We start from the raw sequence: 12,796 nt of genomic DNA, 5'->3' as shown, positions 1-12,796 counted from the left end.
ATATTAGTGCTCATAAAAGCGCTGAAATAGAATTTCGATTGCTGGGCAGTTGCAGCGCGTGCCGGGTTGCGTGTCGAGGCGAATGAAGCGCAGCAGCTGTGTTCACTTCCTGGCTCAATGAGGCGAAAGCCAGGTTTCATCCGGAACGTCGGTTCAAGACCTACTGAGGAGGCTGGAGCCTCGAACGCTTGGGTCGTCGGGAAGCACGCGCCATGCGCTGACGCCGCTCTTCTGTCTTCGCTCAGCCTTCCAGCTTCCGAGCTTCGCTGTGCGCATCGCTAGGTTTCGACTGTTCGGGCCGTTCGGGCACCGGCCGGCTGAGCAGCTGGATGACCGAGCCATAACCCTCGCGCATATCGGCACCGCTCGGGTGCTGGAACACACGCAAGCCGAACTCCGGAAGAATCGCCAGCAGATGGTCGAAGATGTCCGACTGAATGCTTTCATATTTCGCCCACTCCACGGTGTTGGCGAAGCAGTAGAGTTCCAGCGGTAACCCGTCTGCCGTGGGGCTGAGCTGGCGCACCATCAATGTCATGCCCTGGTGCACGCCGCTGTGGCTGCGCAGGTAGCGCTCAACGTAAATCCGGAAGCTTCCGATGTTGGTGATGCGCCGGGTGTTCACCGGCTCTTTGCCACGTTCTTCCAGCTTGGCGTTCCACTCGTCGATCTCTCGGCGCTTGTCGGTGAGGTAGTCATCCAGCAGGTTGAAGCGGTGCAGGTGCTCGCATTTTTCCGCGCTCAGGAAATGCACGCTTTGCTGATCGAGATACAAGCTGCGCTTGATCCGCCGCCCGCCACTTTCCTGCATGCCCCGCCAGTTCTTGAACGAATCGCTGATGAAGCGCTTGGTCGGGATATTGGAGATGGTCTTGTCCCAATTCTGCACTTTCACCGTATGCAGGGCGATGTCGATGACATCGCCGTCGGCGTTGAGTTGTGGCATCTCGATCCAGTCGCCGACGCGGATGATGTCGTTCGACGAAATCTGCACGCTAGCCACCAGCGAGAGGATGGTGTCCTGAAAGATCAGCATCAGTACAGCGGCCATGGCGCCGAGGCCGGACAGCAGGATCAGCGGCGACCGATCGATCAGCGTCGCGATGATCAGGATGGTCGCTATCGCGTACAGGACGATCTTGACCACCTGCAGGTAGCCCTTGATCGGGTGCACATGGGCATCGGCGCGGCGCTGGTAGAGCAGGTTGATGATGTCCAGCAGCGCACCCAAAGCCAGAGCGATGGTCAGCACGATGAAGCCGCCACAGACGTTGCGCACCACAGTCACGGCTGCCTCGGGTAGACCCGGTACGGCATTCACTCCGACTGATAGCACTAGCGCTGGAACGATATTCGATAATCGGCGGATGATGCCGAAATCCTGTAGTTGCGCGTCGCGGGCGTGACGCAGCGCTTTGTACAGGCCGCGCACCAAGATTCGTTTGACCACCCAATTAGCCAGCCAGGCGGCGAAGATCAGCGCGACGCTGGCGACCAGAGTTTGCAGCTCAGGGTGAGTTCTGAGCCATTCCAGCCACACGTTTAGCTCTTCCTGCATTTAGGTGCTCCCATTAGTTGGCTATCTCAGGCACCGCTGCGGCCGTGAAATTGGACTAGCGGATAAATTCGCGGCTGATCGAACGGAAGAGGTCGGTCCCGGCCTGTTCCATCCATTCGAATGCGACCATCTCCCGCGACACGATGCTGGCACCGGCCTGCTGCATGCGCGCCAGGCCTAGCGCCTTATCGCTGGCACGGCGTGAGCCGACAGCCTCATCTACGACGAAGACCTGATTGCCGCGGCCTATCAGATCAAGAACCGTCTGCAGCACGCAGATGTGGGTTTCGGTGCCGCAGATCACGAACTGCCGGCGCTCGCCGCCGGGGCGCTTGAACAGCTCGCCATCGCGGGCGGCGGAAAAATGCAGCTTCTCGACGATCGAATCCTCGCCGATGCCGTCGCGTAGCATGGCGATGGTCGAGCCCAGGCCCTTGCTGTATTGCTCGGTGGCTAGCACCGGCACGCCGACGCGCTTGGCCACTTGAATCAGCCACGCGCTGTGCTCGGCCAGCGCGGTGTTGCCCTCAATCGCGGGGAACAGCCGCTCCTGGATATCGATGATGACGAGCGTGGATTCCTGCGCATTGATGAGCATTGTGGTTTTCCTTGCAGACCGAATCAGGGCTTGAACGCGCCGATGAAAATGGACGGATCGATGCGCACATCGTTGAGGCTGACGTTCCAGTGCAGGTGCGGCCCGGTGGCTCTGCCGGTAGAACCGACCTTGCCGAGCACGGCGCCGCGAGAAAGCTCGTCGCCGACCTTTACATCGATCTTCGACAGGTGGCAGAACATGCTTATCAGCCCTTGGCCATGGTCGACGAATACCGTGTTGCCATTGAAGAAATAGTTGCCGATGAGGATCACCTTTCCGGCGGCCGGAGCCTTGATTGGTGTGCCTGCCGAGGCGGCAAAGTCCAGTCCTGAATGCGGGTTGCGCTCTTCGCCGTTAAAGAAGCGGCGAAGGCCGAACGGCGAGGACAGCGGTCCGTTCACGGGCTTGTCGAACAGCAGGTTACTGGGCTGGCGAGGGCTGAACTGACGGTAGGCGCGGGTCTGCTCATCCAGTTCGCGTTCGATGCGCTTGAGGTCGGCAGGATTTGGATTCACCTGCCGTTGATTCTTCAATGTGATGTGCTGCTCGCGGTAGGTCCGGGGTTCGACACGGAAGCTATGCGCCTGGCCATCGACGTCCAGCGACTGCTGGCCGGCCTTTACCGTCAGCGGGATGCCGACGATGGCGATCCAGCGCTGGCCATCCTCGCGCACCACTAGCACAGGCTTGCCTTCGTAACGTGCTGTCGGCGCATTCGCATCGCTGCCAAGACCAATCACCGCGACGCCACCGGGTACGGGCTTGTTCAGCAGACGGGTAAGAAAACCTTCGGCGTGGGCGGGGAGCGTCAGACAGAGCAGCAACACGAAAACAAAACGCATGGTGATTCCTTCGTAAAGCGGGTGGCGCCCGGTGCCGCTCAGTCCAACAAGGAGAGCGTCACCGGCGTTTGATGATTGTCCTCGACGCGAACCTCCAGCTCGCCATCCCCGAGGCGCGCCTTCAACCGCTGGCCGGGCTGGGTCTGGCCGGCACTGCGAATCGCCTGGCCGCGCTCGTTGAGCAGAATGCTGTAGCCGCGTGACAGTGTCGCCAGTGGACTCACGACATTCAGCGTCTGCGCCAGCCCCAGCAGATGCTGACGGCGGCTTTTCAGTGCGTCTTGCATGGCGCGCGGCATGCGTCCGGATAGATGCTCAAGCCGCTGACGCAGCAGATTGAGTGCGCGCCCGGGATGTTGCGCGGCGAGGCGTGTATCGAGTCGGGCGAGGCGTTCCTGACCCGCGCAGAGGCGGCGATCGATACCGCGCAGTAAGCGTTGTTCCAGATGATCGATGCGCTGGGCCTGTTGTTGCAGACGCTCACCGGGATGGCGCAGGCGCCGGGTCAGGCCTTCGAGACGCGATTCTTCGCGATGCAGACGATCGCGCATACGAAGCAACAAGCGTTGACGCAGACCGTCCAGGCGTTGCCGAACATCAGCACTGCTCGGTGCCAGCAACTCGGCTGCGGCGGAAGGTGTCGGCGCGCGGACATCAGCAACGAAATCGGCGATGGACACGTCGGTCTCGTGCCCGACGGCGCAAACGATCGGCGTCTCGCAGGCTTCGACGGCGCGCGCCACGGCCTCTTCGTTGAAGCACCAGAGATCCTCCAGCGAGCCGCCACCACGCGCGAGAATCAATGCATCGAAACCGCCGCGATCAGCCAGTTCAATGGCTCGCACGATCTGAGCTGTCGCCTCACGGCCCTGCACCGGTGTCGGCACCAGGGTCAGCGCAACATGCGGGGCGCGTCGGCGAAACACCGAAATGATGTCGCGAATCACCGCGCCGGTAGGCGAACTGACGATGCCGATGCGCTGTGGATGGGCGGGCAGGGCGCGTTTGCCTGCGGCGTCGAACAGGCCTTCGGCGCTGAGTTTTTCCTTCAGCGCCTCGAAGGCCAGGCGCAACGCGCCATCGCCGGCGGGCTCGACATTGTCGAGAATCAACTGATAGTCGCCACGACCCTCGAACAGCGAAACCCGGCCGCGCACCTTCACGGCCAATCCATCGCGCAAGGCCTGGCGCACGCGTAATGCGTTCTGTCGGAACAGTGCGCAGCGGACCTGGGCGCTCTTGTCCTTGAGGGTGAAATAGATGTGGCCGGAGGCTGGCTTGGACAGGTTGGAAATTTCGCCTTCGACCCAGACTTGGGAAAATACGTCTTCGAGCAGCAGCCGCGCGCGACCGTTGAGCTGGTTGACGGTCAGCACCTCGCGGTCGAGATTCAGGCGTTGGAAAGGATCTTTGAGCATGGCGGCGATGATAAGGGAAAAGCGCGGAAAGAGCGCTGGAGGCGAAAGGCTAAACGAACGACAGGCGACGAGGCATCATTGACCTGTGTGAAGGGCGTATTAAGCTGCGCGGCTTTCTCCATCTTTGTTCGAGCAAGCCATGGGCCACAGCCAAGCCATCGTCGTGCCGCGTATTTCCACGTTTCCCGGCCATGAAGCCAAGGCGCGGATGATCCTGCGCTGGCTCTCCGAACGACGGATCGTCGAGGCATTGCCAACCACCTGCGGTCGCGGAGTAGGCGGTATGGGGTACGCCATCGCGGCGGGTGCACGCAGCGTCGTAGAGCATCCTGAGCGACTGCCGTTCGGCGAGGCGATCAATGGGCTGGAAGTGGTGACCACGCGCTGCATCTACACCCCGACCCGGGATTTTGCCGAGGAAGCTGGCTGCCCCGAATGTCGCCGCGAGATTGGAGAGGCGCTGTTCGAGAGTCTCGACGAGTGGATGCCTGCACAGACCGATACGTTCGTCTGTCCGGAATGCGGGTTCGAAGACGACATCAATGGTTTCCTGTTCATCCCTGCCTGCGGATTTTCCAATCTGGGGTTCATCTTCAACGGCTGGGGTGAGGCTGGCTTCCGCCAGGCGTTTCTTGCGGAATTCACCGGGCGCCTGGGTTTCGCGGCGGCTTTGGTGACGGAGCGTTCGTGACCAGCTGGTCAGTTCGTCGATTCTTCCATGGCGAACGTGCGCGGCGGACCGCACAACCGCATTGAGCGCAAGGGGTCCTGTGGGTATAATGCCGCGCTTCCTTTTTCCCGCCTGGGAGCCCCCGCCATGCTGCGTATCAGCCAAGAAGCCCTGACTTTCGATGACGTTCTCCTGATCCCGGGTTATTCCGAGGTCTTGCCGAAGGATGTCAGCCTCAAGACCCGCCTGACCCGCGACATCGAGCTGAACATTCCCCTTGTTTCCGCGGCAATGGACACTGTCACCGAAGCCCGCCTGGCCATCGCCATGGCACAGGAAGGCGGCATCGGCATCATTCACAAGAACATGAATGTCGAACAGCAGGCGGCGGAGGTTCGCAAGGTCAAGCGCCACGAAACGGCGATCGTTCACGATCCGGCGACCGTGACGCCTGAAACCAAGATCAGCGAACTGCTGCGCAAGGCGCGCGAGCTGGGTTTCTCTGGTTTCCCCGTAGTGTCGGGCAAAGAACTGGTGGGTATTGTCACCGGGCGCGACCTGCGCTTTACGCCGAACGTCGGTGATTCCGTTGCCGCGATCATGACGCCGAAGGAAGAGCTGATCACCGTTCAGGAAGGCACCGGCCTCGAAGAAATCAAAACCAAACTCTACGAGCACCGCATCGAGAAGATGCTGGTGGTCGACAGTAATTTCCACCTGCGCGGGCTGGTCACCTTCCGTGACATCGAGAAGGCCAAGACCTACCCGCTGGCATCCAAGGATGATCAGGGCCGCCTGCGTGTCGGTGCTGCCGTAGGTACTGGCGCTGATACGGCCGAGCGTGTCGAAGCATTGGCTGCAGCCGGCGTCGATGTGATCGTGGTCGATACCGCTCATGGCCATTCGCGCGGCGTGCTCGATCGCGTGCGCTGGGTCAAGGACAACTTCCCGCAGGTACAGGTGATCGGCGGCAACATCGCCACCGCCGAGGCCGCTCTGGATCTGGTCAAGGCGGGAGCCGATGCGGTCAAGGTCGGTATCGGCCCCGGCTCGATCTGCACCACCCGCATCGTCGCCGGTGTCGGCGTGCCGCAGATATCCGCAATCGCCAATGTCTCCGCCGCGCTCGAAGGCACCGGCGTGCCGATGATCGCCGACGGCGGCATCCGTTTCTCCGGTGACCTGTCCAAGGCCATCGTGGCCGGCGCCAACGCCGTGATGATGGGCTCGATGTTCGCCGGAACCGAAGAGGCGCCGGGCGAGATCGAGCTGTTCCAGGGTCGCTCGTACAAGGCTTACCGCGGCATGGGCTCGCTGGGCGCCATGTCCCAGGCGCAGGGTTCGTCGGATCGCTACTTCCAGGACTCCTCCGCTGGTGCCGAGAAGCTGGTGCCCGAAGGCATCGAAGGGCGCGTGCCGTACAAGGGCTCGCTGGCCGCGATCATTCACCAGCTGATGGGCGGCCTGCGCGCCTCCATGGGCTACACCGGTAGCGCGACCATCGATCACATGCGTACCCATCCGCAGTTCGTGCGCATCACGGGCGCCGGCATGGCCGAGTCGCACGTGCACGACGTACAGATCACGAAAGAAGCCCCGAACTATCGGGTTGGCTGATCAAGCTCTTTTCGCTGGAGGCTAGAGGCTAGAGGCTGGACGATGTTGCTTTCTCGTTCAGCCTCCAGCCTCCATCCTCCGGCCATTATTCAGGTAAAGAAAATGGCCCACCCCGACATCCACGCTCACCGTATCCTGATTCTCGATTTCGGCTCCCAGTACACGCAGCTGATCGCTCGGCGCGTGCGCGAGATTGGCGTCTACTGCGAGCTGCATCCGTTCGACATGAGCGATGAAGATATTCGCGAATTCAATCCGCGCGGCATCATTCTCGCTGGCGGTCCGGAGTCGGTACACGCCGAAGGTAGCCCACGTGCGCCGCAGGCAGTGTTCGATCTGAACGTGCCGCTGTTCGGCATCTGCTATGGCATGCAGACCATGTCCGAGCAGCTCGGCGGCAAGGTCCAGGGTTCCAATGAGCGCGAGTTCGGCTATGCGCGCGTCGATCTGGTCGGCAAGTCCAAGCTGTTCGACGGCATCGAAGACCACATGGACGACGACGGCGTGTTCGGCCTCGACGTCTGGATGAGCCACGGCGATAAGGTGACCAACCTGCCGGAAGGTTTCCATATCCTCGCCAGCACGCCGAGCTGCCCAATCGCTGCGATGGGCGACGACCACCGCGGCTACTATGGTGTGCAATTCCATCCAGAAGTGACTCACACCCGCCAGGGCGGGCGCATCCTGTCGCGTTTCCTGCTGGAAATATGTGGTTGCGAGGCGCTGTGGACACCGTCGAATATCGTCGATGATTTGATCGAGCAGGTCCGGACTCAGGTCGGTTCGGCCAACGTGCTGCTGGGCCTTTCCGGCGGTGTCGATTCCTCGGTGGTCGCGGCGCTGCTGCACAAGGCCATCGGTGATCAACTGACCTGCGTGTTCGTCGACAATGGCCTGCTGCGCCTGCACGAAGGCGATCAGGTAATGGCGATGTTCGCCGAGAACATGGGCGTCAAGGTGATCCGCGCGGACGCCGAAGCGCAGTTCCTCGACAACCTCGCCGGCGAAGCCGACCCGGAGAAGAAGCGCAAGATCATCGGCCGCACGTTCATCGACGTCTTCGATGCCCAGGCCAGCAAGCTCGACAACATTCAGTTTCTCGCCCAAGGCACCATTTACCCGGACGTCATCGAGTCCGCCGGTGCCAAGAGCGGCAAGGCGCATGTGATCAAGTCGCACCACAACGTCGGTGGCCTGCCGGAAGAAATGAACCTCAAACTGGTCGAACCCCTACGTGAACTGTTCAAGGACGAGGTCCGCAAGATCGGTCTCGAACTGGGTCTGCCCTACGACATGGTGTATCGCCATCCATTCCCGGGTCCGGGTCTGGGCGTGCGCATTCTCGGCGAGGTGAAGAAGGAATACGCCGACCTGCTGCGTCGTGCCGACCACATCTTCATCCAGGAACTGCGCAACTTCGATTGGTACCACAAGACCAGCCAGGCCTTCGTGGTCTTCCAGCCGGTCAAATCGGTGGGTGTGGTCGGCGACGGTCGTCGCTACGCCTGGGTCGTCGCGCTGCGCGCAGTGGAGACCGTCGATTTCATGACCGCACGTTGGGCGCATCTGCCTTATGAGCTGCTAGAGAAGGTTTCGAACCGGATCATCAACGAGATCGAAGGCATCTCGCGCGTCACTTACGATGTATCGAGCAAGCCGCCTGCCACCATCGAGTGGGAGTGATATCAGGTCCTTCGAGGACTATCGATACCTATCGATAAGGTGCTGTAACGTGTTGATTTATAATAAAATGCGTCGCGTCACCTATCGGTAGCTATCGCCAGGCAGCGGAATGTTTTGGCGGTACTGGTAACGGTAAGAACCGAAGGCCGGATTCAGACCCTCCCGTTTACTATCGAGACCAAACCGGTCTTTGACGGTAAATCTCTCCTCCGGAAAGCTTCTGTCATGCGGCTTTCCCGGCATCAGCAGGTCTCCTGAACCTGGACGGTAAAAGCCGTCCTGAACAGGAGGAAAAACCTCAATGCTGACCGACACCGCACTGCGCAAACTAAAGCCCAAAGCCAAGCCCTACAAGGCTTCCGATCGCGACGGCATGTACGTAACGGTATCGCCCGGCGGTACCGTCACCTTTCGCTACGATTACCGTCTCAATGGACGCCGGGAAACGCTGACCATCGGACGGTATGGGCCAGCGGGGATTTCATTGGCCATGGCGCGCGAAAAGCTGCTGGATGCCAAGCGAATGGTTGCTCAAGGCATATCTCCCTCCTTGGAAAAACAGCGAGCCAAGCGGCGACTGACAGCTGCCAAGTCGTTTGGCGACATGCTGAAGAGATGGCTGACTGATACGCGTATGGCCGACAGCACGCGATCCATGCGTAAGAGCATCATTGATCGCGACATCCTGCCGGTCTTCGAGAACCGTCTCCTGACCGAAATCACTGCAGACGATCTCCGCATGCTCTGCGCCAAGGTGAAGGGGCGTGGTGCGCCGGCAACGGCCGTCCACATTCGCGACATCGTGAAGCAGGTCTTTGCGTTTGCAATCCTGCACGGTGAGAAAGTGGAGAATCCGGCCGACGGTGTTAAGGCAGCATCGATCGCCACCTTCGTGCCGAAAGACCGAGCGCTGACCCCGACCGAGATTCGCCTGGCTTTTCACCAGTTGGAGTCGATTGCGGCGTACCCCACCATTCGATTGGCCTTGCGCCTGGTACTGCTGACCTTGGTGCGTAAAAGCGAGCTGATCGAAGCTACTTGGAATGAGGTGGATTTTGAGAACGCCACGTGGACGATCTCCAAGCAGCGTATGAAGGGACGCAATCCCCACGTGGTCCACCTGTCGCGCCAAGCTCTGGACATCTTCGTGGCATTGCACACGTGTGCTGCAGGCTCGAGGTTCGTGCTGCCCTCGCGCTATGACATCCACCGCTGCATGTCGCACGCCACCTTGAACCGGATCACCCAACTTATCGCATCGCGGGCCAAGGAAGCAGGGCTGCCGCTGGAGCCGTTTACGGTGCACGACCTGCGCAGGACTGGCTCTACGCTACTCAACGAAGTGGGCTTCAACGGTGACTGGATCGAGAAGTGCCTGGCGCATGAGGACGGGCGTTCCTCGCGCTCGGTCTACAACAAGGCCGAATATGCGGAGCAGCGGCGCCACATGTTGCAAGAGTGGGCAGACATGGTTGATGCCTGGATCGATGGTCGGACTCACCTTCCGAAGCTGTTGCCGGACAATGTGTCCGTGCCGGTATTGAGTGCAGCCGTATAAAGGAATGGACAGGTTGTCAGTTGACAACCTGTCGAAGCATACGAATACTGGAGACCATCCATGGCCCGTCCTTCACATCCTAAGAAAGAGATCGAAGAAGCGCTTAAACATGCCGAAGGGCAGGGGTGGCGCATCGAAGTTGGCGGCAGTCACGCCTGGGGGCGGATTTACTGTCCCTATAACGACGAGGAATGTCGCTGCGGCGAGTTCTGCATCACCAGCGTGTGGAGTACGCCGAAGAACCCCAGCAACCATGCACGCGCCTTACGCCGCGTGGTGGACAACTGCACCACGCATCGTACGCAGCAGGATACTGCCAACGGTGCAGAGGAGTAGCACGATGGAATACACCTTCACCCTGAAATACCAACTCGCTGAGGACGACCGTACCCCGGATATTCTGGTCGAGCGCCTTGGCGAAGCGGGCTGCGACGATGCTCTGGTCGGCATCGGCCAGCCGGGTCGGCTGGCTCTGGAGTTCACTCGAGAGGCGGAGAATGCGGATGCGGCTGTGCGCAGTGCACTGGCCGATGTGCGCCATGCGGTGCCCTCGGCCAGGCTGATAGAGGTCGCTCCGGATCTGGTCGGCCTCACTGACGTGGCCGAAATGGTTGGTGTATCGCGACAAAACATGCGCAAGCTGATGCTGGCCAATCCGGGCAGCTTCCCCGCACCGGTGCACGAGGGCAGTGCGTCAATCTGGCACCTGGCGGACGTGCTGGCCTGGTTGCAGACCAAGGGCAGCTACTCGCTGGCCTGGGATGTTCTGGAGGTGGCTCAAGTGGCTTTGCAGGTCAATCTGGCGAAGGAAAGTCGGCGTCTACCTCGCTCGACTTCTACGGAGCTGGAAGCTCTAGTTGGCTGAGGCCTGCATCGGCCGCATACCTAATCTGAGCTCGACCGAACCGGGCGGGTTTTCCGTAGGCGGACATCCGGGCCACTGATGTTTTTACGAGGCGCCTGCTTGCGCTCCTCGATCCACGCCTCCACCTCAGCTAAGTCCCATACGACGCAACGCGGTGTCAGGTTAAAGCGTCTAGGGAACTCGCCACGACGCTCCATCTCGTAGATGGTCGTTTCGGACAGAGGGATGATCTGTCTTAGCTCTTGTCGCCGGATGGTGCGCCGAAACGGTAGGGGGCTTTGCTTCGGAAACTGTGGTAGCACGTCGTAGCCGTCTGTCTCTGGAATGGGCAGTGGCTCGCTGTTTTTAGAAATCAGTAAGCTGGGCATAGGCGATTGTGGTTCCACGTTGACTAAGGGAGTCTGCGGAATAGCGGCATGGTGCGGTTCGGTACCTATCGAGACAACCTGTTGCAGCGTAGAGGAACGAAACCTAGATCCATCTGCAATGCCCTTGTAGTCGCGGGATTCAGTTGATGCCAGCGAGCGAAGGACAACACCACCACGAAGGCTTACGGGCAATTGCAGCCGGTCACGACTGGCAGCTACAGCCAAAAGCAGACAGCCAGGTGCGGTCAAGTCGAGGTTGGAGGGGCTAGAAGGTAGGTCATTAACAGGTGGACGGGCCGCTAATACGGTCCGTTTTGTTGGAAGGCCACCTTGTCCGGTCTCTGCCCACGAAACAGATGACCCTCGCCGACGCCCAGTATGCCAGCAACCATAAGCAGAACCGCAAGGAGCTGTTCCTGATCAGAATGAATCAGGTGCTGCCATGACAAGACTTTATTACCCTGATCGAGCCGCATTACCCGAAGGGTGAAGGCGGTTGCCCTGCCTATCCGCTGCTACAGCGACCCGGCTATGGCGGGGGCGCTGTACGAGACGACCCTCCTGTACCAGTTGCCGGGTTGCCCGGAGCGCATCCCCGACGAGACCGCCATCCTCAACTTCCTTCGTCTGATGGACGCCACAAACTGGCGGCAGGTACGTGCCAAGGTCGACCACCCGATTCGGGTTAAACCGCTGAAGTGAGGGTAAATCCCTAGCGACGCGAGGCCACGGGTGCAATGTTATTTTGATATCAAATATGCCACTCTCTGAGTCAGTGCTCGGCCTCGAAAAGGCTGCCTATAAACTATTCTTGGAACTAAATTTGGCATGACTACAGAAAAAGACGAAAGCAGCTCTTCATTGATGAAGATGGTGGAGGCTATCGCCATTAGCCCGCAGGATGCCCGAGAAATGGTTACGCAGTACGAAAACCAGGCACGCAGCTCGGCGCCGTCCGCAACGGACGAAAAGATTCAGGATGCTGTCGTCGACAAAATCATTAGCCGCTATTCAAAGCTGGCCGCGACGTCTGGCGCCGCCACTGCTCTTCCGGGTGTCATTCCCGGTATCGGTACTGCGGTGAGCGCTGTGGGGGGCGGGCTGGCGGATATCTCGGTGTGCATGAAGCTGCAGATCGACATGACCATGTGTCTGGCGGTTGCCATTAACGGCAAGATGTCCAACGAAGATGCTAAGCACATGTCGTACATCATCGCGCTGTACGGCTCCTTGGAGCAGCTGGGGTCTTCCGGGGCTACCAGAATTGCCAGCAAGGCCGGCGTGCGTATGGTGCACCAATATTTGAAGGGCCCGACGCTTCAGATTATCAAGGAGTTGTTTGCGAAGATCGGCATTTCGTTCACTCAGAAAGCCGCGGCGAAAGTAATCCCGTTTGGGATCGGGGTCATCGTCGGCGGAACGGCGAATTACGCGCTCACCACCTATGTAGGAAAAACCGCTCGCGACACCTTCCTTCTGAATCTGAAAGAAGAGGTGGCCACGGAGTAACTGTCAGAAGAGGGAAAGGGAACGTATTTATTTATCGGATAGACCGGTCGCTTCTGGCCCAGAGTGTGTAAAAACGTCCGTACAAACCTTTGCTATGATTTCTGAGAACT

12 protein-coding genes and 1 pseudogene are annotated in these 12,796 nt (G+C 59.9%); 8 read left to right on the top strand and 5 right to left on the bottom strand.

The window, feature by feature from the left end:
• Nucleotides 1-241 precede the first annotated feature (241 nt).
• The 4 genes from AC2LD7_RS08825 to xseA are packed head-to-tail and all read right to left on the bottom strand — an operon-like array spanning nt 242 to nt 4,416.
• The gene (locus AC2LD7_RS08825) at nt 242-1,558 is read right to left on the bottom strand and encodes a mechanosensitive ion channel family protein (RefSeq protein ID WP_484597381.1); all 1,317 of its coding nucleotides are present in this window, start codon (nt 1,556-1,558) and stop codon (nt 242-244) included.
• A 55-nt stretch (nt 1,559-1,613) separates the two neighbouring features.
• Nucleotides 1,614-2,156, bottom strand: a complete 543-nt coding sequence (locus AC2LD7_RS08820; RefSeq protein ID WP_484597380.1) for a hydrolase — start codon at nt 2,154-2,156, stop codon at nt 1,614-1,616.
• A gap of 23 nt (nt 2,157-2,179) precedes the next feature.
• Nucleotides 2,180-2,998: a peptidoglycan DD-metalloendopeptidase family protein gene (locus AC2LD7_RS08815; protein WP_484597379.1), complete on the bottom strand. Its 819-nt coding sequence runs from the start codon at nt 2,996-2,998 to the stop codon at nt 2,180-2,182.
• 38 nt (nt 2,999-3,036) lie between these two features.
• Nucleotides 3,037-4,416: an exodeoxyribonuclease VII large subunit gene (gene xseA, locus AC2LD7_RS08810; RefSeq protein WP_484597378.1), complete on the bottom strand. Its 1,380-nt coding sequence runs from the start codon at nt 4,414-4,416 to the stop codon at nt 3,037-3,039.
• A gap of 139 nt (nt 4,417-4,555) precedes the next feature.
• Here xseA and AC2LD7_RS08805 point away from each other — a divergent pair, with 139 nt between their 5' ends.
• The 6 genes from AC2LD7_RS08805 to AC2LD7_RS08780 all read left to right on the top strand — a co-directional run bounded on the left by AC2LD7_RS08805 (nt 4,556) and on the right by AC2LD7_RS08780 (nt 10,809).
• Nucleotides 4,556-5,107 (top strand): transposase family protein, encoded by a 552-nt coding sequence (locus AC2LD7_RS08805; RefSeq protein ID WP_484597377.1) that lies wholly within the window; start codon nt 4,556-4,558, stop codon nt 5,105-5,107.
• A gap of 126 nt (nt 5,108-5,233) precedes the next feature.
• Nucleotides 5,234-6,703 carry an IMP dehydrogenase gene (gene guaB, locus AC2LD7_RS08800; protein WP_484597376.1) on the top strand — a complete coding sequence of 490 codons (1,470 nt, stop codon included), beginning with the start codon at nt 5,234-5,236 and terminating at the stop codon, nt 6,701-6,703.
• Nucleotides 6,704-6,805: 102 nt separating this feature from the next.
• Entirely contained in the window at nt 6,806-8,386 is a 1,581-nt protein-coding gene (gene guaA / locus AC2LD7_RS08795; protein ID WP_484597375.1) for a glutamine-hydrolyzing GMP synthase, read from the top strand.
• Between the two features lie 301 nt (nt 8,387-8,687).
• On the top strand, nt 8,688-9,944 hold the full coding sequence (locus tag AC2LD7_RS08790) for a tyrosine-type recombinase/integrase (RefSeq protein ID WP_484597374.1): 1,257 nt from the start codon (nt 8,688-8,690) through the stop codon (nt 9,942-9,944).
• A gap of 60 nt (nt 9,945-10,004) precedes the next feature.
• A complete protein-coding gene (locus AC2LD7_RS08785) occupies nt 10,005-10,280 on the top strand; it encodes a hypothetical protein (protein WP_131651225.1) in 276 nt (91 codons plus the stop codon).
• Between the two features lie 4 nt (nt 10,281-10,284).
• Nucleotides 10,285-10,809, top strand: coding sequence for a helix-turn-helix transcriptional regulator (locus tag AC2LD7_RS08780; protein WP_484597373.1), 525 nt, complete (start codon nt 10,285-10,287; stop codon nt 10,807-10,809).
• A 20-nt stretch (nt 10,810-10,829) separates the two neighbouring features.
• On the opposite strand, the gene AC2LD7_RS08775 is transcribed toward AC2LD7_RS08780, so the two are convergent.
• Nucleotides 10,830-11,177 carry a helix-turn-helix transcriptional regulator gene (locus tag AC2LD7_RS08775; RefSeq protein WP_021209456.1) on the bottom strand — a complete coding sequence of 116 codons (348 nt, stop codon included), beginning with the start codon at nt 11,175-11,177 and terminating at the stop codon, nt 10,830-10,832.
• Nucleotides 11,178-11,533: 356 nt separating this feature from the next.
• On the opposite strand from AC2LD7_RS08775, the pseudogene AC2LD7_RS08770 reads away from it, so the two are divergent.
• Nucleotides 11,534-11,833: pseudogene (locus AC2LD7_RS08770) on the top strand (IS5/IS1182 family transposase); the annotation flags it as partial.
• A gap of 172 nt (nt 11,834-12,005) precedes the next feature.
• Nucleotides 12,006-12,686: an EcsC family protein gene (locus AC2LD7_RS08765; protein WP_031311186.1), complete on the top strand. Its 681-nt coding sequence runs from the start codon at nt 12,006-12,008 to the stop codon at nt 12,684-12,686.
• The last annotated feature ends 110 nt before the right edge of the window (nt 12,687-12,796 follow it).

This window comes from Stutzerimonas sp. (genome assembly GCF_982611455.1).
This window is presented reverse-complemented; position numbering and strand designations above follow the sequence as displayed.